Source organism: Mesobacillus sp. S13, assembly GCF_020422885.1.
GTDB classification, from domain to species: domain Bacteria; phylum Bacillota; class Bacilli; order Bacillales; family Cytobacillaceae; genus Mesobacillus; species Mesobacillus selenatarsenatis_A.
This window is the reverse complement of sequence record NZ_CP084622.1, coordinates 3,882,779-3,901,129: the sequence shown is the minus strand read 5'-3', so window position 1 is coordinate 3,901,129 and position 18,351 is coordinate 3,882,779. Positions and strand designations below refer to the sequence as shown.

Annotated in this window: 32 protein-coding genes; 31 read left to right on the top strand and 1 reads right to left on the bottom strand. The window is 41.9% G+C overall.

Going from position 1 to position 18,351, the window contains the following annotated elements; all coding sequences use genetic code 11:
- Nucleotides 1–309: 309 nt before the first annotated feature.
- Entirely contained in the window at nucleotides 310–639 is a 330-nt protein-coding gene (locus LGO15_RS20000; RefSeq protein WP_226085680.1) for a helix-turn-helix domain-containing protein, read from the bottom strand.
- Nucleotides 640–811: 172 nt separating this feature from the next.
- On the opposite strand from LGO15_RS20000, the gene LGO15_RS19995 reads away from it, so the two are divergent.
- The 31 genes from LGO15_RS19995 (at nucleotide 812) to LGO15_RS19850 (ending at nucleotide 18,349) form a co-directional block, all read left to right on the top strand.
- Entirely contained in the window at nucleotides 812–1,012 is a 201-nt protein-coding gene (locus LGO15_RS19995; RefSeq protein WP_226085679.1) for a helix-turn-helix transcriptional regulator, read from the top strand.
- A 442-nt stretch (nucleotides 1,013–1,454) separates the two neighbouring features.
- Nucleotides 1,455–1,616, top strand: a complete 162-nt coding sequence (locus LGO15_RS19990; protein ID WP_226085678.1) for a hypothetical protein — start codon at nucleotides 1,455–1,457, stop codon at nucleotides 1,614–1,616.
- A gap of 9 nt (nucleotides 1,617–1,625) precedes the next feature.
- Complete coding sequence (locus tag LGO15_RS19985; protein WP_318999798.1) at nucleotides 1,626–1,844, top strand: YqaI family protein; 219 nt, start codon at nucleotides 1,626–1,628, stop codon at nucleotides 1,842–1,844.
- A gap of 86 nt (nucleotides 1,845–1,930) precedes the next feature.
- Nucleotides 1,931–2,209 (top strand): hypothetical protein, encoded by a 279-nt coding sequence (locus LGO15_RS19980; protein ID WP_226085677.1) that lies wholly within the window; start codon nucleotides 1,931–1,933, stop codon nucleotides 2,207–2,209.
- Entirely contained in the window at nucleotides 2,206–2,388 is a 183-nt protein-coding gene (locus tag LGO15_RS19975; RefSeq protein WP_226085676.1) for a hypothetical protein, read from the top strand. Before LGO15_RS19980 ends, LGO15_RS19975 begins: the two co-directional genes overlap by 4 nt.
- A gap of 23 nt (nucleotides 2,389–2,411) precedes the next feature.
- Complete coding sequence (locus LGO15_RS19970; RefSeq protein ID WP_226085675.1) at nucleotides 2,412–2,831, top strand: ERF family protein; 420 nt, start codon at nucleotides 2,412–2,414, stop codon at nucleotides 2,829–2,831.
- Between the two features lie 15 nt (nucleotides 2,832–2,846).
- Nucleotides 2,847–3,272, top strand: a complete 426-nt coding sequence (locus LGO15_RS19965; RefSeq protein ID WP_226085674.1) for a DUF669 domain-containing protein — start codon at nucleotides 2,847–2,849, stop codon at nucleotides 3,270–3,272.
- A 67-nt stretch (nucleotides 3,273–3,339) separates the two neighbouring features.
- Nucleotides 3,340–5,736: a phage/plasmid primase, P4 family gene (locus tag LGO15_RS19960; protein WP_226085673.1), complete on the top strand. Its 2,397-nt coding sequence runs from the start codon at nucleotides 3,340–3,342 to the stop codon at nucleotides 5,734–5,736.
- A gap of 269 nt (nucleotides 5,737–6,005) precedes the next feature.
- A complete protein-coding gene (locus LGO15_RS19955; protein WP_226085672.1) occupies nucleotides 6,006–6,443 on the top strand; it encodes a hypothetical protein in 438 nt (145 codons plus the stop codon).
- Between the two features lie 32 nt (nucleotides 6,444–6,475).
- Nucleotides 6,476–6,970, top strand: a complete 495-nt coding sequence (locus tag LGO15_RS19950; protein WP_413231412.1) for an ERCC4 domain-containing protein — start codon at nucleotides 6,476–6,478, stop codon at nucleotides 6,968–6,970.
- Between the two features lie 12 nt (nucleotides 6,971–6,982).
- Nucleotides 6,983–8,245, top strand: coding sequence for a DNA cytosine methyltransferase (locus tag LGO15_RS19945; protein ID WP_226085670.1), 1,263 nt, complete (start codon nucleotides 6,983–6,985; stop codon nucleotides 8,243–8,245).
- A gap of 11 nt (nucleotides 8,246–8,256) precedes the next feature.
- On the top strand, nucleotides 8,257–8,469 hold the full coding sequence (locus LGO15_RS19940) for a hypothetical protein (RefSeq protein WP_226085669.1): 213 nt from the start codon (nucleotides 8,257–8,259) through the stop codon (nucleotides 8,467–8,469).
- A gap of 133 nt (nucleotides 8,470–8,602) precedes the next feature.
- A complete protein-coding gene (locus LGO15_RS19935; RefSeq protein ID WP_226085668.1) occupies nucleotides 8,603–8,803 on the top strand; it encodes a hypothetical protein in 201 nt (66 codons plus the stop codon).
- Nucleotides 8,804–8,935: 132 nt separating this feature from the next.
- Nucleotides 8,936–9,130 carry a hypothetical protein gene (locus tag LGO15_RS19930; RefSeq protein ID WP_226085667.1) on the top strand — a complete coding sequence of 65 codons (195 nt, stop codon included), beginning with the start codon at nucleotides 8,936–8,938 and terminating at the stop codon, nucleotides 9,128–9,130.
- A gap of 12 nt (nucleotides 9,131–9,142) precedes the next feature.
- Nucleotides 9,143–9,337 (top strand): hypothetical protein, encoded by a 195-nt coding sequence (locus LGO15_RS19925; RefSeq protein ID WP_226085666.1) that lies wholly within the window; start codon nucleotides 9,143–9,145, stop codon nucleotides 9,335–9,337.
- Between the two features lie 11 nt (nucleotides 9,338–9,348).
- Nucleotides 9,349–9,771 carry a hypothetical protein gene (locus LGO15_RS19920; RefSeq protein ID WP_226085665.1) on the top strand — a complete coding sequence of 141 codons (423 nt, stop codon included), beginning with the start codon at nucleotides 9,349–9,351 and terminating at the stop codon, nucleotides 9,769–9,771.
- Entirely contained in the window at nucleotides 9,768–10,010 is a 243-nt protein-coding gene (locus tag LGO15_RS19915) for a hypothetical protein (protein ID WP_226085664.1), read from the top strand. The genes LGO15_RS19920 and LGO15_RS19915 overlap by 4 nt, the downstream gene beginning before the upstream one ends.
- A gap of 2 nt (nucleotides 10,011–10,012) precedes the next feature.
- The gene (locus LGO15_RS19910; RefSeq protein ID WP_226085663.1) at nucleotides 10,013–10,282 is read left to right on the top strand and encodes a nucleoside triphosphate pyrophosphohydrolase family protein; all 270 of its coding nucleotides are present in this window, start codon (nucleotides 10,013–10,015) and stop codon (nucleotides 10,280–10,282) included.
- A gap of 3 nt (nucleotides 10,283–10,285) precedes the next feature.
- On the top strand, nucleotides 10,286–11,107 hold the full coding sequence (locus tag LGO15_RS19905) for a hypothetical protein (RefSeq protein ID WP_226085662.1): 822 nt from the start codon (nucleotides 10,286–10,288) through the stop codon (nucleotides 11,105–11,107).
- Nucleotides 11,104–11,238 carry a hypothetical protein gene (locus tag LGO15_RS24245; RefSeq protein WP_264163788.1) on the top strand — a complete coding sequence of 45 codons (135 nt, stop codon included), beginning with the start codon at nucleotides 11,104–11,106 and terminating at the stop codon, nucleotides 11,236–11,238. Before LGO15_RS19905 ends, LGO15_RS24245 begins: the two co-directional genes overlap by 4 nt.
- A 42-nt stretch (nucleotides 11,239–11,280) precedes the next feature.
- A complete protein-coding gene (locus tag LGO15_RS19900) occupies nucleotides 11,281–11,451 on the top strand; it encodes a hypothetical protein (protein WP_226085661.1) in 171 nt (56 codons plus the stop codon).
- A gap of 44 nt (nucleotides 11,452–11,495) precedes the next feature.
- A complete protein-coding gene (locus LGO15_RS19895) occupies nucleotides 11,496–11,642 on the top strand; it encodes a hypothetical protein (RefSeq protein ID WP_226085660.1) in 147 nt (48 codons plus the stop codon).
- Nucleotides 11,643–11,659: 17 nt separating this feature from the next.
- Nucleotides 11,660–11,836 (top strand): hypothetical protein, encoded by a 177-nt coding sequence (locus LGO15_RS19890; RefSeq protein ID WP_226085659.1) that lies wholly within the window; start codon nucleotides 11,660–11,662, stop codon nucleotides 11,834–11,836.
- A 64-nt stretch (nucleotides 11,837–11,900) separates the two neighbouring features.
- Nucleotides 11,901–12,083, top strand: coding sequence for a hypothetical protein (locus LGO15_RS19885; RefSeq protein WP_226085658.1), 183 nt, complete (start codon nucleotides 11,901–11,903; stop codon nucleotides 12,081–12,083).
- Nucleotides 12,084–12,107: 24 nt separating this feature from the next.
- The gene (locus LGO15_RS19880; protein WP_226085657.1) at nucleotides 12,108–12,611 is read left to right on the top strand and encodes a sigma factor-like helix-turn-helix DNA-binding protein; all 504 of its coding nucleotides are present in this window, start codon (nucleotides 12,108–12,110) and stop codon (nucleotides 12,609–12,611) included.
- A gap of 200 nt (nucleotides 12,612–12,811) precedes the next feature.
- Nucleotides 12,812–13,114 (top strand): HNH endonuclease, encoded by a 303-nt coding sequence (locus LGO15_RS19875; RefSeq protein ID WP_226085656.1) that lies wholly within the window; start codon nucleotides 12,812–12,814, stop codon nucleotides 13,112–13,114.
- Nucleotides 13,115–13,192: 78 nt separating this feature from the next.
- A complete protein-coding gene (locus LGO15_RS19870) occupies nucleotides 13,193–13,573 on the top strand; it encodes a P27 family phage terminase small subunit (protein ID WP_226085655.1) in 381 nt (126 codons plus the stop codon).
- 34 nt (nucleotides 13,574–13,607) lie between these two features.
- Complete coding sequence (locus LGO15_RS19865) at nucleotides 13,608–15,305, top strand: terminase large subunit (protein WP_226087940.1); 1,698 nt, start codon at nucleotides 13,608–13,610, stop codon at nucleotides 15,303–15,305.
- Complete coding sequence (locus tag LGO15_RS19860) at nucleotides 15,306–16,505, top strand: phage portal protein (RefSeq protein WP_226085654.1); 1,200 nt, start codon at nucleotides 15,306–15,308, stop codon at nucleotides 16,503–16,505. It abuts the gene before it with no gap.
- Nucleotides 16,498–17,100, top strand: coding sequence for an HK97 family phage prohead protease (locus tag LGO15_RS19855; RefSeq protein WP_226085653.1), 603 nt, complete (start codon nucleotides 16,498–16,500; stop codon nucleotides 17,098–17,100). The genes LGO15_RS19860 and LGO15_RS19855 overlap by 8 nt, the downstream gene beginning before the upstream one ends.
- A complete protein-coding gene (locus LGO15_RS19850; RefSeq protein WP_226085652.1) occupies nucleotides 17,072–18,349 on the top strand; it encodes a phage major capsid protein in 1,278 nt (425 codons plus the stop codon). The genes LGO15_RS19855 and LGO15_RS19850 overlap by 29 nt, the downstream gene beginning before the upstream one ends.
- Nucleotides 18,350–18,351: the final 2 nt, after the last annotated feature.

Sequence of the window (18,351 nt, the reverse complement as noted above, 5' to 3'; positions counted from 1 at the left end):
CCCGATGATCATCACATTGTCGAAAATAACTTCAATTCCCTCTGGCAGCCCGTCAAAAAATACCACTTCCACGCACCCACGCACCTTTCGAAATACGAACAGTTGTTCTTATTTGTCATATTTTTATTATACCCTGAGTGGGTTTTTGTGTGAAGTGTCACCTAAACAAAGGAAACTTTTCCATATTCGACAAAATGCGCCATCATCATCCGACTATTTTCCCTATTTCTAGGCATTTTAACATGGCTAAATATATTAATTCGTGTCGCTAAATGTCGAACGAATATTTGTGACAAATTATAAAACTACTTAGATTTTGTTTAACTTTTCCAGAAAATCCAATGTTGCTTCTATTTCCTCCGGGGTTAAATTTCTCTTTTCCATTTTCTTTGCGAATTTGATCCATCCCTCTCCTAATTGTTTTAATTCCTCTGGTAGCTCTTGCGTCTCTCCGAAAAAGAAAGAAACTGGAACATCGTATATTTTTGCTATGTCTTCCAGTATTTCGAGAGTCGGCTTTCTGGCACCTCTTTCTATTTTGGATAAATTGGAGTAATTAAAATTCAGCTTGTTGCCTAATTCCTCTAGGGTGTGACCGTTTTTTGTCCGTAGATATCTTATCTTTTGTCCTATGTCCACATAATTCACCCCTTACCCTAAAAATGCACTAACTTATTCTCCTATATTTTATCGGAAATATACACAAAAAATATTTTCCAAAATGACCAAAAAAAGAGTTGACTTTGTTCAAATTGAACAGTAAACTCTAAATATAAGTTAGTCAATATGAACAAAAAAGCGAGGTGAAGAAATGGTCAAAAGGCGAAACAACCTCAAAGAGTTACGAAAAGCAGCGGGATTTTCGCAAGTTACGTTTGCTCAAATGCTTGGAGTTACTGCTTCTCATTTAAATCGAGTGGAAAATCATCTGGATCGCAACCTTAGTATGGATTTAGCAGTAAAGGCAGCAGAGATATTAAATGTTCCTTTGGACAAAATTTTTTTAAAGTAAATTTGTTCAATATGAACAAAAGGGAGAGGGGAACTTGAAAATCACACTAAATGAACAACAGTCCAGGACACTTATCGAAATTGCATTGCGTGACCTTCTTCCGCAGGAGCTGGAGAGGTTAAAAAAGGAGGCGAAAGCACAGTGAGAGCCATGAAGGATGAAAACGTCAACCACACATTTGAATGGATTTACACAGGCATCTTCTTCGGGATCATGACATTGGCGATTGTGTTTAGTTCGATGGTGGGGAACTAAGGACTCATATAACGAAGGAGTGTTGTCTATGTTTAAGTTGGAAATATGTGATAAATGCGGAAAGATTGACACTTACAAACAGTACAGGTATTGGAGTTTCTGTGATAAGTGCTATCAAGAGGTCAAGGAAAAGAAAGAAAAGAAGTAGCGAACAATTCGAAGATTATCTGCCAAAAGGGTGATGAAAATGCCTGTAAAAAAGAGGGAGAAAAACGAAAAATTCAGACCGGTGGTAGTTGTATTGAAGGAGAAAAAAGGGGTTCCTACAAAGGTTCAATTTAACGGTCAAGAGTACGCTCTGGTTCATACAAACTACATCAACGGCAATAAAAACAAATTCAGAAAGTAATTTGAGGAGGTGATTAAAATAGAACACCCGGCAATTACCCGCACTCTACGCACTGGATATCCTGAAAAAGTCGTTGATCAGCCGGAATGTGAAGGAACGGACTACTTCGGAGACGAGATTTTAACAGGCGATGATGTAGTCGTGGACGGAGAAGAAACGATTCTCCAGAACAATCTTGAAGAATACTTATCAGATGTCTACGGAATGAAATTCCTGACAATAAAATAGCCACTGCTGCGAACAGTGACTAGAACAAATCTTACCAACTCCATTTTAACGGTTTTCCGTTTGGGAGTAAATAGGAGGTCATCCACATGGATAAAGAAAGGCTTATGCAGTTTTTGTCCGATGCGATTGATTCAGGCGCGTTACTTTCAATCCACATGTCACAGTTTGAAGGGGAAGATTTCAGGCCTGTGTCACAGGAAGAAGCTGAGGATCGTGCGAAACGATTTGCCAGCATTGTTGGTCAGCCAATCGAGCAAGAGGATATCAGTAAAAAATGCGGTTCATTCTCTGTCGGCAGCACAGCTACTAATGGTATACGCGGGGATTTCATATATGTCTTGAAGAAGCCGGTGACGGTGAAATGAAGCATGTCATTGACGAGTTGCAAAAAAGCTTAAAGTACCACAAGCGGCAGCTGGAAGATAACCAGAACAAAATCCAGTTGAATGAAGAATCGGTTAAATCGCTGAAAGAGAAAAACCTCGACCACGAATCAGCGATCAACGAGATAGAAAGCCATTTGAATCAAATCAGAAACTCATAGGAGGTAAATGGAGGGGAGACACAGTGATAATCTCTGAATCAATCGTAAACATATCCAAAGCCATGCTTGCGGTCCAGGCGAATATGGTTCAACCGAAGAAAACAGCGGAAAATCCATTTTTTAAAAGTCGATATGTCAACCTGGATGGAACAGTCAACGCAATCAAAGAATTGTGTGCGGAGAATGGACTTTCTTACACACAGTCAATAGTTAGCTCAGAAGCCGGTATCGGTGTTCAAACCATGATAATGCACACCAGCGGTGAGTACATCATTCACGAGCCATTCTACTTACCAGTAGCACAGAAAACAGCTCAAAGCGGAGCCAGCAGTGCTACATATGCCAGACGATACGCATTAAGCGCAGCCTTCGGAATTGTCGCAGATGAAGATGACGATGGAAATGAAGCAAGTCAAAAATCCCAAAAAAACTTAGATTTCTAAAAGGAGACGATATACATGATCAAGCTAAATCTTAACAAGGACACTAACAAGGAATTTGAACAAATCACTGCTGGGGATTATGAAGTAACTGTTTTGAATTTTGAACCGAAAAAGGTTGGCGACAAAAATGTGATTTCCGTAGATTACGAGATTCGTTCTGATGTGGATCAGGAGTTCAAAGGCCAAAAAATCCGTTTCGACGACTTCTTCTGCACCGAGCGCGCATTGTGGAAAATTGAAAATGCTTCAATCGCTGCTGGATTCACTGAGGCCGAAGCAACATTCGAGAAATACTCTGAGTGGGGCAAGCGTTATGTCGGTAAGAATCTGTGTGTGAATGTTGTCATCAATGCCAAGGGTTATCCAGAAGTGAAAAAATACATGCCTACTGCTCACCCTGCCGGAGAAATTGAAGTCGATGATAGTGAAGTACCTTTCTAAGATAATCCATGAGTTTTGAAAAGACGGGAGCTGAAATATGCTCCCTTTTCTGAAAGGGAGTCAGCTAATGAATGTAAACTTTAAAACCATACCACAAGAACTAGCAGCTGCCCCGCAATGGATTCTCTGGAGGTCAGAGGAAAGGGGCGGCAAAAAAACCAAAGTGCCATATCAGGTAAATGGCACATTGGCGCAATCGAACAACAAACGCACCTGGTCCACATTCTCAGGAGTGCTCCACGCATTTGAAACAAGCGGAGAATATGACGGAATCGGATTCATGTTCTCGAAAGATGATCCGTTCATCGGGATAGACATTGATGGCTGTGTAGTAGACGGAGAGCTTTCCACACTTGCTGAAGATGTAGCCGAACTGATTAGTAGTTATACGGAAATGTCACCAAGTGAAAAAGGTATCCACATCATTGTAAAAGGTGAACTGCCTGAATACATCGCAGGAACAGGAAAGAAAAACCCGGAGATTGGCTTGGAAGTGTACCGACATGGAAGATACTTCACCTTCACCGGAAACCACATTCCAGGCACAGATAGAAGTGTGGAAGAAAGAACCGAAGAACTGCAAATCCTTTTCGATAAATACTTTGCAGAAAAGAAAAAACGTACTGGAAAAATTGTAAAAGTTGACCGTTCATCTGAACTTTCGAACCTATCAAACTCTGAATTGTGGGTGAGGATGTTCAAGAGTAAGAATGGCGGAAGCATTCAAGATTTATACAATGGCCAATTAATCAATGGCGATCACTCATCCTCAGACCTTGCCTTATGTAACCACTTAGCCTTCTGGACAGATAAAGACCCTTCAAAGATGGACAGCCTATTCAGGGAATCAGCTTTATATCGTGAAAAATGGGACAAGCGGCATTCATCCGATGGCCGGACATATGGAGAAATGACCATATACAACGCCATCGATTCTACTTCAACCACAATCTCTGAATTTCAACCAGAAAAACCTTTTGAGGTTTACATATCAAAGGAGACAGAAGAAGAAGTCGAAGATGAAGAAGCAAAGGATCCAGAGACACCATTTTTCCATCTAACTGAACTTGGGAATGCTGAGCGCATTATCTTTTATCATGGTCAGAATTTGCGTTACTGCAACGAGCTAGAATGGCTCATATGGAACGGTAAGCGGTGGGAAGAGGATAACACAAGGGAGATAGAACAAATCGCGGCAAAGACCTTCAGGGCGTTATATCAGGAGTCCAGAACTGTGGACGATGAAGCAAAGAAGAACCAACTATATGCCTGGGCGAAAAAGTGTGAGCGAAGGTCCGTCAGGATGAATAGCATTCTGGATGCCCGGCCTATGGTGTCGGTGAAGAAAACTGAGTTCGATGCCCACAAGTATTTGTTCAACTGCGAAAACGGAATCATCGACTTAAAATCAGGGAAGCTGCTCCCTCACGACAGAGAGCTGCTTCTCACTAAGATATCCCGGATTTCCTACGATCCAGAGGCTGAGTGTCCGAATTGGACAACCTTCCTTAACAGTATATTCAAAGATGCTGACGGAAATACCAACTTTGAATTAATTAATTTTCTCCAGAAAGCGGTAGGTTATACGCTCACTGGTGATATATCAGAGCAAGTCATGTTCTTCCTTTATGGTACAGGACGAAACGGAAAGTCCACATTTATTAATACCATTCAAACACTGCTCGGTGATTATGGCCGGCAGACGAACAGCGACACGTTCATTAAAAAGAAAAACGACAACAACATCAACAACGATATAGCCAGGCTAGACGGTGCCAGATTCGTCTCAGCTGTGGAGAGTGAGGAAGGTCAACAATTATCCGAATCACTGGTAAAGCAAATTACAGGTGGAGAGAAAATGTCGGCCCGATTCCTCAGACAAGAGTTTTTCGAGTTTACACCGGAGTTTAAAGTATTCTTCACAACCAACCACAAGCCGATCATCAAGAACAATGATGAAGGGATTTGGCGCAGGATCCGTTTGGTGCCTTTCACAGTGACGATACCGAAGGAACAAATCGACAAACACCTTCCAGAGAAGATTGAAGCTGAAATGCCTGGAATACTTCGCTGGGCGGTAGAAGGTTGCCTAAAGTGGCAGTCCGAAGGTTTAGGAGAACCTGCAGCAGTCGTGGAAGCCACAGAAAGCTACAGACAGGATATGGACATTCTCGGCCCATACTTTGAAGAAAACTGCATCATGCACGTTAATGCTAACACTGAAGCAAAGAAGCTTTACGAGGATTACAAACGCTGGTGCTTCGAAAATGACGAAATGGAATTGAAAAATCGGCAGTTTTATAGACAACTAGAAACCCGAGGATTTAAAAAGTTTCGCGGTGTAGCTAACAAAGTTTTCTTCGATGGAATCGGTTTGAAGTCGGAGAAGTCGTATCTGAAAAATGATTCAGTAACTTTCAGTAACTCCGACAACGTTACTCGGATTAATAGAAAAAGGCTCTGAAACGTTGATATTTCAATGGTTTGAAGTACTTGTTAAATATTGTAAAAGTTACTTAGTTACTGAGAGTTACTGAAAATCCCTGTTCCATTCTCATGAAAGATATTCATATAAAAATACACGTAAAGCGTTTATTACGCTGGTAATGCAAAAATGAGTAACTTTCAGTAACTAAATCGCTGAAACCGTTGGGAGAGTAAGGATAGAGCGATTTTCATTCAGTAACTATTCAGTAACTATTCAGTAACTAACTGGAAATTGGAGGGAATAAGGTGCATCCAAAACAAATAGTTTCCGATTTTAAAAGCCTTGGAGCTTCATTCTCTGTGGAAGATGGTGAACTTTACATCAACAATCCATCGAACATCTACCCAGAGCTTGAAGAACTGGCCAAAGGAAATAAATCACGTATCATCACGTATCTGAATGGTGGTTATACCGACAGGATTCACAGCGTGAAGCAGACGATTGATAAGATATTCGATTTCTACAGGGAAGGTTGCCGAAGGGAAACGAAAATCAATGAATGGCTGCAGCATGATCAGGAAGCGTTGACCAAGGTAATGGAGCTGGCTGTCTTATTCTCGAAAAACGGATGGACATTCAATGAGTTCCTGGCCAATTACGAGGATGAACAAACGGAAAAGCTTTCACAGGAGATATATGAAATGGCTATGGCTTACTTCAAGAAGGGAGCTGCAGCAGGGTGAACGCACTCTCCTATAAATTCACAGATACAGAAATGAAGAAGATACTGGCCACACTCACAATCACTGTGGACACTCGTGAAAGAGTGAATACTCATGTGCTCGATTACTTCCGGAAGAAAGATGTTCCTTTCAAACTCCAGACGATGAAAACAGCCGATTACTCAGCGATGATTCCGAAAAATGAAGAGTTTGGGATTTCCAGAGACTTATACCTGGCTGCGTTGATTGAGCGGAAAAACGGAGTCGATGAATTGGTTGAATCGATTAAGGACAGAAGCAGATTCGAGAATGAGTTGATCAGAGCTTCCCGCCATCCATTCGTGCTCATTGTGGAAGATGTGAATGGCTACGAAAAGATATTGCAAGGAAAGTACCGGAGCAAGTACAAGCCTGAGTCACTGCTGGGGAGTTTGAAAACGTTTGAGACACGATATAACTTCTCAACGGTTTTCCTTCCTCCGCACTTGACAGGAAATTACGTCCTACATCACATGCTCTATTATGCCCGCGAGTTTTTGAAACATTAAGGGGGAGAAAAAGTGCAACTGGATTTATTCAGAGAAATCATTGTAGATAATTTTGCTGGAGGCGGTGGAGCTTCCACAGGAATTGAAATGGCTACAGGCCTTTCAGTGGATATCGCTATCAATCATGATCCAGCAGCCATTGCCATGCACAGAGTCAACCATCCAGATACCGAGCATTATTGTGAATCTGTATGGGAAGTGGACCCGGTTAAAGCAGTCAAAGGTAGAAAAGTAGGTTTAGCCTGGTTCTCCCCGGACTGCAAGCATTTTTCAAAAGCTAAAGGCGGTAAACCGGTCAATAAGGAAATTAGAGGTCTTGCATGGGTTGCTGTAAAATGGGCAGCTGCAGTTCGGCCGAGAGTGATCATGCTCGAGAATGTGGAAGAATTTAAAACTTGGGGGCCAATCGGGAAAGACGGTCAACCAATTAAGAAAAAACAAGGTGTCACATTCAACAGTTTTGTAAAAGCTTTGGAGAAACTTGGCTATGAAGTTGATTTTCGTGAATTGAGGGCTTGCGATTATGGAGCACCTACTATCCGGAAAAGATTCTTCATGGTAGCTCGCAGGGATGGCCGGCCGATAGTTTGGCCTGAACCTACTCATGGAGATCCGAACAGCTTGGGTGTAAAAGTCGGAAAATTAAAACCTTGGAGAACAGCTTCAGAAATTATCGATTGGAGTATTGGAACACCCTCGATTTTTCAAAGGAAAAAACCTTTGGCAGCTAACACAATGAGGAGAATTTCATTAGGTATTCAGAAGTTTATTTTAAAAGAAAACGAACCATTTGAAGCTCCAGATGGTGCGCTATCATTCTTGACTCAATATTATACGGAAACAAACCCTGGAGAAGTCAGAGGCCAAACATTAAGAGAACCTATTTACACAATTCCTACTGCAAATCGATTTGGATTAGTAAAAGCCTTTCTTGTAGCTTATTACGGTGCCAGCGTTGGACAAGACTTATCCGAACCATTACACACGATAACCACTCGGGATAGATTCGGACTTGTTACCGTGAATGGTCAAGATTACAAAATCGCTGATATTGGAATGAGGATGCTGCAGCCACATGAATTATATGCAGGACAAGGATTTCCTGAAAACTATATCATTGATCGGGATTTTGCAGGCAAGCCTTATCCGAAAACAGAGCAAGTAGCCAGGTGTGGCAATGCGGTACCGCCACCATTTGCAGATGCACTCGTAAGAGCTAATCTTCCAGAAATGTGCGTGAAAAGTAATCGATATAAAAAGGCGGCTGCCAATTAGGGGGAGTTTACATGAACGACCTATCAGACCTAGACAGATTATTCGATGAAAACGAAACATTACGCTGGGAACTGTTTCATGCGAAGAAGAGAATTAATTCCCTCGAAAAAAGAGCGAAGAATTATGCCTACACGATCAGGAAGCTGAATGACCGATTAAGGAAGCTCGACCCGAAGGATAGATATTACAACTCAAACGGAAAGAGGAAGGCGGGGAAACGATGAGTGGAATAAGAGTGCTGATGGCTTTAATGCTCGCGGTGCCGGTGATAGTGTACTCAGATGAATTGTGGATGATGGCATGTGTCCTAGGACTCCAAGCATTAGCCAGTTTGGATTTCCGTTGGGGTGATGACGAATGATCACCACAGTAAAGTCATACGCGGAATTGTGCCTGGAGATTCAAAAGTTGAGGGAAGAAAACAAAAAGCTGAAGGAGACGAATCGAAGGAAACTGCTCATGGAAGTCTTGGAGGAAAACTTAGAGTTACATGAACAACTTGAATCTCAAAGAGTGTGGATAGCCTACCTGGAAGCGAGGGTGAACCGGAATGTATAAAGCTTACTGCCCAAAGTGCAAGTATCAGATTTATACGCTTAAAAAAGCCAGTGGAATCGGCAGAGTGAAATTCAATTGTTCCTGTGGATGTAATTTCGTTCTGAAAACGGATTATGCAGAGAAGGTAAGCTGATGATCTACGAAGCTATCCGGAATGGCGAAGTCGTGAAAGTAAAGAAATGTCCACATTGTTTAAAATACAAAGCTTTATCAGCATATGGAATGAGGACAGGCGGAGAGTACGTGCGGTCATGGTGCAAGAAATGCGAAATCGATAAAGATGTGCGGTATAAGCGGAAAATGAGGGCCTTGCGAAAGAACAATTAGGAGCTGGGGAAAATGGGGATTTTGTACGATAGGTCAATCGAACGGATCACGGCTATCCTCATCAAAGATTTAGCAGAAATGAACGTTTATCGAACAGTCCAGGATAAAAGCATTTATGAAGCGGATTATGAAGACTTGAAGGAAACACTGACACTGGCAGTTTTGAAGCGTGTGGATATTGGATGTGAAGAAGCGAAATTTTTCTAGGAGGTGCCTTCTTGGAATATCTAACAGATGAAGATTATGAAATAGCGGAAAAGAACGGAATCAACAGAAGGCTTGCTTATCAGCGATTTTATATGCAGAACTTCTCGAAAAGGAGAGCCATCACACAACCTGTAAAAAAGAGTTATCCTGAGTTGCAGAAATTCAGGAAGATCGCCTTAGAAAATGGTATCAAACACACGACCTTCATTTCTCGTATAAAAGACGGATGGACACCAGAAGAGGCGTGCGTGAGACCACTTGGTTACAAAAGACCGAAGCCAAAGAAATATACGGATGAACATTTAGCGATAGCTGCTAAGAACGGAATTAAAGCGACGACTGTTAAGAATCGAGTCGGCAATCTGCGTTGGCCTATAGAAAAAGCCATCACTTATCCAGTCAATGAAAAATTCAACTGGAGGGAAAAGGCATGAATTGGGAATCGGCCAATAAGCAGCAACTTTTGCAGATTGCACTGTCTGAAGATTGCGATTTTAGTTATAAATACGAAGCGTTGAGGGAATTACAGTCCAGATGGACACAGGATATGCTCACAGACGTTGTGGTGATGTACGGAAAGGGATACATGCCGAGAGAGATTGCGGAGTATCTGGGTGTCAAAGCGGAGCAAATAGGCGGGATTATCAGCAAGTATGGATTAAGGAGAGTGTGAGCGTGAGTATATCTCAAAACGTATGCAGTGAAGTCTTGCTCGAAAGATTCCGCCAGAACAAATTGTGGGGCCATCAGAGGCACGATTACGGCACATGGCTGACAATCCTTGTGGAAGAAGTCGGGGAAGTTGCACAGGCGATGCAGGCGAAAAGAGGATGGGGCAAGGAAAGTGATGCAAATAACCTCTATACCGAATTGATTCACGTTGCAGCAGTGGCCGTAGCAATCGCGGAACAGGTGAAAGAAGAAACTGAATTATCTAGGCGGTGAGCCATGAAACAGGTGCGGATTAAAATAAACGATTTGATTGACCGACACGGCGGCACTTTCATTACTTGCGAGGGCTGTTCCATTTGCACAGAAATCGACGGCCTTCAATCCTCTTTGGTTAGAGATCCTCTTGAACAGTTCCAACCCATCTTAGATAAAGGACAGGATATGACCAGGAGTGATATAGAGCTTTTGCTAGAACATCAGGTGCAGAGAAGAGTGATCAAGAAACATTTAGGGATGGGTGACCAACACTTTTTTGAATTATTGCGGAATTTCGGTTTGTTGAAGAAGAAACCAAAAGGGGATGACGAAATGGCGAGAGGGAAACTCAATCTAACTGTGGACGAATTTATCCAGTTAAAACATATTGAGAAACTGTCCATCATGAAAATTGCAGAAATGAAAGGTGTATCTGATCCGACTATCCATCACTGGATGAAGAAGCATAAAGCGGAAATAGGGAACGCTTTGAACGGTCTTAAAAACGCACCACAGGTTCACAGTGAAGCGAAAGAAGTTTCCGAGAGTGCTAGGAAGGTAGAAGCTGACGCAGGAGAATCGCTGGCTTTAAAAGCGGAATTGGAAAGCAAGGATTCACGCATTGAGGAATTGGAAGGGTTGCTGGCTGAGGCAGAAAGCAAAATTGACCATCTAACAGGATGCTGCGATGACCTGGAATCGGAGATTGGGCAACTAAGAAACGCGCCTTCGTTAAGTGTGGATTATGTACAGGCATTACAAGAACGAGTGGCTGATTTAGAAACTCAGCTGGCACCTATTCGCCAGTTAGCCTATCTGAAGCTGAAACAGGACTTAGCATGAGAAGAAACATCCACCGCGAATGGGTGATGTTGGTCAGGGAGGATGACGGACTCGCAACCTGGGTGTTTGAACCGCTTAGAAGGAAAGAGATCAGCGTGAGGTTGAAGCGTGGATGGAAGATGATTGGGTGATGAAGTAAAGACCAAAATAGCGACACAGAAAGGAGAGTAAAAATGTACTTTATTATTCGCACTAATGTCGATGAGTACTTGTTTGAATATGATTTAGCAAATAAAGAAATATCAGTCACTTCAATGGATATAGAAGCTAGACAATTCAATTCAAAGTCGCAGGCAGATTGGGTAGCTGATAGAGTTGGCGGAACTGTTTTAGAAGTCAATTAATGCACAAACCGAAGAGTAAAAAGGTTCACTAAGGAGGAATCGTTGTGAAGTATGAAATCGGGGAAGAAATAGAGCGTTTTTGTTCGATTGACGGAATGAACACAGTTCAAAGGGTTATTGAATCAACCTATACAGATACAAATGCTTTTGTTTGTGTAGATTGCGGTCAAGAGGATGAAGAATTAGCGTAAAAGGTAGGTGAATGGACTTGAAAAAGCGAGAAACCGTTGTTTATGAATTGTCATCTGGTGAATTTAATTTGATTACAAAAGCCATTTACAAGGTACGGAAATATCACGATGCAGATGGAGCAGAAAGTCCAGATTTATTAGAAGAAGCACTTACAGACCTTGAAGTTATTTTCGATGATGTGGAAAAAATTTAGTGAACTATTCGATGATTTAGCGTAACCAATCTAACATTCTACAAATTAGACAGGAGGGGCGAAGGTGAAGGAATTCATTATAGACTCATTTAAATGGATGCTCGAAGGAGTTTATCTGGTATTCATACTAATTGCTTCATTGCTATGGATTATCTTCCTTGCTGTATTGGTGCTTGTACCATCTGTTTTTATAACAATAGGAATAATCTATGCAGCAGTTAAGCTTTCAGCATACTTATTTACTTAAACCACCTAAAAGGGGGAGGTCGAATTGCAAGACCTAATCGAGGAATACAAGCAAGCCTTAAAAAGCATTCGCCTTCTCCAACAATCTGCATCTGTAGAGGACAATAAACTGCTCGGGGGCATGGCATCGGATATCAGTTATGCTCTCGAATGGATGCAGACAGGGAGAAGGCCGGGGAATAAGCGGGGGATTGAGAGAAGGGCAGCGTATGAGCGTGAGAGACCATTTGACCCGCTGCTTATGCAAAGATACTTCAGGAGCATGGATGATAATGTGTACAGCTGGGATGAACATAAGAAAGAGAGCACACTGTCAGCATACGATAAAGAGTTGATCGCTGATGCTCTATCCACATTGACCGAGAGAGAGAAGGAAATATACTTAATGTCCAGAGGTTACTGCTTCCCTGAAAGCCATATTGCATACATGCTGAACGTACACATAGGGACAGTGAGGAAAACCATTGCCAGGGCAGAAGATAAGATTAAGATACAGAAGAACAGAAGCCTCTTTTGCTTATACGCATGAGAGGTTTCTTTTTGCCATAGGAATGCCCATAAGTAGTAGGAATAACCATGACTTATAGTTTTATATACTACTTATTGAGGTGAGGGCAGAGTGAAGAAATGTCAAAGCTGTATCTGGGCAGTGAAGGAAGATGGCAGAGTAATCTTCTGTCCTTTCGCTAATTGCGTACAGAATAAGATACCAACAAAGGCTGAGAGCAAATGAACTTCTATAAGACAGACAAGTGGAAGAAGAAACGTGCAGCAGTACTCAGGCGCGACAAGTACCAATGCAGAGAGTGTGTAAGGTACGGCAAGGTAACAGCAGCGGCTATGGTGCATCACGTTAATCCTCTTGAGCTTTACCCTGAGAGGAAACTAGACAGCACAAACCTTATCAGCCTATGCAATCAATGTCACAACAGTATGCACGTTAGAGACTCACATGAATTAACGGAAAAAGGAATGGCATGGGTGGAGCGAATGAAAAAACTTTATCCCCCCCACTTTGAAAATAATTTTTGAGAGTCACAGGGACCGGAGGGGGGAACTTTTTCCAATAGAGCGACCGTCAAAAAACTTTTTTTGGAGGTGAGGCAGAGAATGGCGCGAAAGAAAGGCAGTAAAAAAGGTGAAGTGATTGAGTATCGGTCATTATCCATAAAAGAAAAAGTTGTTTCCGATATGAAGGGATTAGGCACATATAAACCAGAATACGATGCGATCATAACTATCTATTCAGATTTATTGGCTCAGTATGAACAAGCCAATCAGAAATTCATCGACAGCAACTACCAGTACGAAACCGAAACTGCAGCAGGAGGAACAAAGAAGTCAGCTATCGTTGCTACTCTGGAGAACCTGAGAAAAGACATAATTGCATACTCTGATAGATTATGTCTTAATCCAAAATCAGTTGAAACGGTTACAACAGACAATCCTAAAAAGTCAAAACTGGCAAGTGTGTTGAGCGCTCTTGAGTAGGAAAAAAACCCCTCAAAAAAACCACGATGTTGTTATGGAGTATGCAAACAGCATAGTGGAAGGCAGAAAAGTGGCTTGCGTGGAAACAATCCAAATGTGTGAAAGGTTTCTGCGAGACTTAAACAATGAAGCTTACGACTTCAATCCGAAAGATGCTGAGTTTGTCATCGGCATTATAGAAAGAACATTTGTTCATCAAAAAGGTGAAGATATGGATGGGCGGCCTTTAAGGGGCACGCCTTTTTATTTGCAGCCGTGGCAGAAATTTGTGATCTATAATCTTTTGGGTTTTTATCATAAAGGCACAATACTTAGGCGGTTTAAAGAAGCGTTTATCATGTTGGCAAGGAAGAATGGTAAAACTCCATTCAACACGGCTTTAGCGTGGGGGTTAGGGATATTAGAGAGAAAATCTGGAGCGGAAATTGTAATTGTGGGGGAAAAATTAAAACAAGCATTGCAAGGATTCAACTTCCTCAACTTCAATCTCAAGCAAATGGGCGAAGAAGACAATTTTCGGATTTTGGATAATAACCAAGAGCATAGCATTAGCGGTGACTTAGGCGATGGATACATGAGGATTGAAACCATTGCCGGAAACAGTGATCGCATGGATTCATTAAATACCTTAATACAGATTTTAGATGAGTTACACCTTTATAAAAGTGCCAGCCACTACAACACCATCAAGGAATCAGGAAAGGCTTACCGTAATAGTTTATGTATTGGCATAACGACAGCCGGGGACAACATGAATTCGTTCTGCTATAACCGAATGACTTACTGTCAAAAGGTTTTAAATGGCACGGTGGTAGATGAGCAATACTTTGTTTTCATCGCGAAAGCTGACCAGGACGAAAATGGTGATGTGGATTATACAAATCCATTAGAACATGAGAAAGCAAATCCAAATTATAATGTTTCCGTATCTGCCCAGGAATTGCTTAACGATGCCCGACAAGCTCAGAATGATCCACAGCAAAGAAAGTCGTTCCTCGCTAAATCACTCAATGTCTACACTTCAGCAATGAAAGCTTATTTTAATGTGGACGAATTTAAGGCAAGTAATAAAAAATATTCCTGGACGATAGATCAGCTTGCAAAACTTCCGATTGAATGGTTTGGCGGGGCTGACTTAGCAAAAGTTCATGACTTGAATGCTACAGCTTTATATGGAACTTACAAAGACGTGGATATTGCTATAACACATGGATTCTTTCCCATTACACAGGCATATATAAAGGCGGAGGAAGATAACATTCCGTTATTCGGCTGGAAAGAGGACAAGTGGCTTACGATGCCGAATGCACCAGTTGTTGATCAGGATGAGCTAGTAAAATGGTTCATTGCCATGCGAAATAAAGGATTCAAGATTAAGCAGGTTGGCTTTGACCGGAAATTTGCTCAGGAGTTCTTCTTGAACATGAAAAAGAACCGATTCAATATTGTGGACCAACCACAGTATTTCTACAAAAAATCTCAGGGATTCAGGAGAATTGAGGGTAAAGCCAAAGAAGGAAAATTTTATTACCTTGGTTCCCAAGCTTATGAATACTGTTTGCAAAATGTCCGGGCTATAGAGAAAACAGATGATATGATCCAATATGAAAAAGTTATGCCCGAACTGCGTATTGATTATTTTGATGCGAGTGTGTTCGGGGCTGTTCGTATGCTTGAAAGCATGGAAAAAGCACAATCAGCATCCAGATGGTTGAATGGGGGAGGTGAGTAAATGGGGAAAAAGAGAAACCGTAATAAAAGCCAGAAGCGAGCCGAAACAACACCAACTGATGCTATGGGATGGTTTCTATCCACTGAGGCTTACGACACTTTGGTTGTTCCTGGTTATACCCGGTTATCTGACAATCCAGAAGTGAAGATGGCGGTTCACAAAATAGCAGATCTCGTATCATCGATGACAATTCACCTGATGGAGAATACCGAAAATGGAGACATTCGTATTAAGAATGCGCTGTCCAGAAAAATTGACATCAATCCTTATTCATTGATGACAAGGAAAAACTGGATATATAACATCGTCAACACTTTGCTGCTGGAAGGCGAAGGGAATAGCGTTGTCTTTCCTAAGTTAAAAGATGGATTAATCGATGAATTAATTCCTCTCAGTCCATCCAAAGTACGTTTCAAGGATTTGTCTGATGCCTACCTGGTTGAATATGACAATAAGTCATACAGGCATGATGAATTATTACACTTTGTTATTAATCCTAACCCGGACAAGCCATATATAGGGCAAGGATACAGAGTTGTATTAAAAGACATTGCCCAAAACCTAAAGCAAGCCACAGCCACTAAAAAAAGTTTCATGAGCGGAAAATACATGCCTTCTCTTATCGTGAAGGTCGATGCCATGACAGCAGAGCTCGCAAGTGAAGAAGGTCGAGATAAAGTTTATGACAAATATCTGGCATCAAGTGAAGCAGGTAAGCCGTGGATTGTCCCAGCTGAACTACTTGAAGTTCAACAGGTAAAGCCATTGTCATTGAATGACCTGGCAATTAATGATGCAGTACAACTTGATAAACGGACAATAGCGGGAATCTTTGGTGTCCCGGCTTTTTTCTTGGGCGTCGGTGACTACAAAAAAGATGAATATAACAACTTCATCAATACTACGGTTCTACCAATTGCAAAAGGCCTTGAACAGGAAATGACTAGGAAGCTTTTAATTGCTGATACGTACTATTTCAAGTTTAATCCACGCAGCCTATACGCTTACGATCTTAAAGAGCTTGCTGATGTTGGTTCTAATTTATATACAAAAGGTTTGATGTGGGGGAACGAAGTCCGGGATTGGATTGGTATGTCACCTAAAGAAGGCCTTGATAAATTGGTTATTCTTGAAAACTTTATCCCAGCCGAAAAAATTGGCGAACAGGATAAATTGAAAGGCGGTGAGAACAATGACTAAAGGAACAGAGCGGCAAATAAGAAGCCTGCCGAGCGAACTGACCACACGAGCAGAACAAGAAACAGAAGAAAAAATCATTGAAGGTTATTTTGCTGTATTCAATTCTGAAACCGAATTGTGGCCAGGTGCTTATGAGGAAATTGATCCATCGGCTTTCAATGAAACTATGAGTAATGATGTAAGAGCCTTAATCAATCATGATACCAATCTAGTTCTCGGGAGGACTAAATCCGGCACACTGCAGCTGCGTGTGGACAATCGAGGGCTTTGGGGGAGTATCAAGGTCAATGAGAATGATACTGATGCTTTGAATCTTTACGAGCGTTTAAAGCGCGGAGATGTTGATCAGTGCAGTTTCGGCTTTAATATCCTCGAAGAAGAAACCGAGTTCCGGGATGATGGCAGCATTAAATGGCGATTAAAGAAAATTGATCTTCATGAAATATCCGTGGTAACTTTCCCGGCCTACGCTGATACTTCGGTCCAGGCAAGGAAGGCAGATTTTGAGCGCGATAAAAAGCGTATGATCGAATCAAAAAAAACACAGTTAAGGGAGAGATTGAAAAATGGCATTAAAACAACTAATGCTGGCTAAGAAAATTGCCCAGCGAAAAAGTTTGCTTGAGGAACTAACAGCACAGGAAGAATCATTTGTTACCAGGTCTGCCGAGCTTGAAAAGGCCATCGAGGAAGCAAATGAAGAAGAAGAAGTCACCACTGTGGAAAGCGAAATCGAGAAGCTGGAAGGCGAAAAGGCCGAGCACGATGCAAAGAAATCAAAGCTTGAGGGTGAAATCGCAGAGCTTGAAGGTGAGCTTGAGGAATTGAATCAACAGGCTCCTGATAATACTCAGCGATCTGCAGCACCGGCACCAAAAAAACAAACAAAATTTGAGGGGGAATCAAGAATGAAAGTAAACAAATACGAAACACGTTCTGAAATGCTAGATAGGTTAAATCAACCGGAGGTCCGTGAGTTCTACGGCAAACTTCGTGAAGCGGTTATGAATAAGCGAGCTCTTACTGGCACGGATTTAGTTGTTCCTGCTGTGGTAATGGACCGTGTACGTCCTATGCTTGGTGATTATTCTAACCTTTATAACGAGGTTGAAGTTGTGCCTCTAAATGGTACTGCTCGCGCAATCGTGGATGGCGCAATTCCAGAGGCAGTTTGGACTGAACAAACTGGAGCTTTATCTGAACTTGCTCTTGGCTTTGAAGCTGTTGAGCTTGATGGATGGAAAGTTGGCGGATTTATTCCAGTGGCCAATGCAATCATTGAAGATTCTATGATTGACCTTGCAAATTATATTGAAGATCGTATCGCTCGTGCAATCGGTAAAGCATTGGATAAAGCAATTCTTACTGGTACTGGTGCAGCTGGAAAGCAACCTGAAGGTGTAATCCCTGCTATTACTGCATCAGCTGTAACTTCTGATTTCTCATATGCTGACTTCCTACCACACTTGGGAGCTGTTGATGATGGAGAAGATACAGTGGGCGAAATCATTGCTGTCATGAAGCGCAGCACATATTACAGCCACTTCCTTGCTCAATCTATTGCCACAACTTCTGATGGCCGTACAGTAGCTCAGAACGTGGATAATCCACGCATTGCAGGATTGCGTGTAGTGTTCTCTCAATATGCTCCTGCTGATGCAGTCGTAATCGGTGACTTTAAACAGTACATGCTTGGAGAGCGTCGCGGTGTCCAATTAGCTGCATCTGATGAAGTTCGATTCATTGAAGATCAGACTGTATTCAAAGGAACTGCTCGTTACGATGGTAAGCCAGCTGATGCAGGCGCATTCCTACTTGTTAATTATGCAGCTCCAGTAGCTTAATA

What these genes read in the sequence shown, in the direction of transcription:
- LGO15_RS19995 (WP_226085679.1), top strand. Translation starts at nt 812, where the DNA reads ATGGTCAAAAGGCGAAACAACCTCAAAGAGTTACGAAAAGCAGCGGGA.
- LGO15_RS19990 (WP_226085678.1), top strand. Translation starts at nt 1,455, where the DNA reads ATGCCTGTAAAAAAGAGGGAGAAAAACGAAAAATTCAGACCGGTGGTA.
- LGO15_RS19980 (WP_226085677.1), top strand. Translation starts at nt 1,931, where the DNA reads ATGGATAAAGAAAGGCTTATGCAGTTTTTGTCCGATGCGATTGATTCA.
- LGO15_RS19975 (WP_226085676.1), top strand. Translation starts at nt 2,206, where the DNA reads ATGAAGCATGTCATTGACGAGTTGCAAAAAAGCTTAAAGTACCACAAG.
- LGO15_RS19965 (WP_226085674.1), top strand. Translation starts at nt 2,847, where the DNA reads ATGATCAAGCTAAATCTTAACAAGGACACTAACAAGGAATTTGAACAA.
- LGO15_RS19960 (WP_226085673.1), top strand. Translation starts at nt 3,340, where the DNA reads ATGAATGTAAACTTTAAAACCATACCACAAGAACTAGCAGCTGCCCCG.
- LGO15_RS19950 (WP_413231412.1), top strand. Translation starts at nt 6,476, where the DNA reads ATGAAGAAGATACTGGCCACACTCACAATCACTGTGGACACTCGTGAA.
- LGO15_RS19940 (WP_226085669.1), top strand. Translation starts at nt 8,257, where the DNA reads ATGAACGACCTATCAGACCTAGACAGATTATTCGATGAAAACGAAACA.
- LGO15_RS19935 (WP_226085668.1), top strand. Translation starts at nt 8,603, where the DNA reads ATGATCACCACAGTAAAGTCATACGCGGAATTGTGCCTGGAGATTCAA.
- LGO15_RS19930 (WP_226085667.1), top strand. Translation starts at nt 8,936, where the DNA reads ATGATCTACGAAGCTATCCGGAATGGCGAAGTCGTGAAAGTAAAGAAA.
- LGO15_RS19925 (WP_226085666.1), top strand. Translation starts at nt 9,143, where the DNA reads ATGGGGATTTTGTACGATAGGTCAATCGAACGGATCACGGCTATCCTC.
- LGO15_RS19915 (WP_226085664.1), top strand. Translation starts at nt 9,768, where the DNA reads ATGAATTGGGAATCGGCCAATAAGCAGCAACTTTTGCAGATTGCACTG.
- LGO15_RS19905 (WP_226085662.1), top strand. Translation starts at nt 10,286, where the DNA reads ATGAAACAGGTGCGGATTAAAATAAACGATTTGATTGACCGACACGGC.
- LGO15_RS24245 (WP_264163788.1), top strand. Translation starts at nt 11,104, where the DNA reads ATGAGAAGAAACATCCACCGCGAATGGGTGATGTTGGTCAGGGAGGAT.
- LGO15_RS19900 (WP_226085661.1), top strand. Translation starts at nt 11,281, where the DNA reads ATGTACTTTATTATTCGCACTAATGTCGATGAGTACTTGTTTGAATAT.
- LGO15_RS19875 (WP_226085656.1), top strand. Translation starts at nt 12,812, where the DNA reads ATGAACTTCTATAAGACAGACAAGTGGAAGAAGAAACGTGCAGCAGTA.
- LGO15_RS19870 (WP_226085655.1), top strand. Translation starts at nt 13,193, where the DNA reads ATGGCGCGAAAGAAAGGCAGTAAAAAAGGTGAAGTGATTGAGTATCGG.
- LGO15_RS19865 (WP_226087940.1), top strand. Translation starts at nt 13,608, where the DNA reads ATGGAGTATGCAAACAGCATAGTGGAAGGCAGAAAAGTGGCTTGCGTG.
- LGO15_RS19860 (WP_226085654.1), top strand. Translation starts at nt 15,306, where the DNA reads ATGGGGAAAAAGAGAAACCGTAATAAAAGCCAGAAGCGAGCCGAAACA.
- LGO15_RS19855 (WP_226085653.1), top strand. Translation starts at nt 16,498, where the DNA reads ATGACTAAAGGAACAGAGCGGCAAATAAGAAGCCTGCCGAGCGAACTG.
- LGO15_RS19850 (WP_226085652.1), top strand. Translation starts at nt 17,072, where the DNA reads ATGGCATTAAAACAACTAATGCTGGCTAAGAAAATTGCCCAGCGAAAA.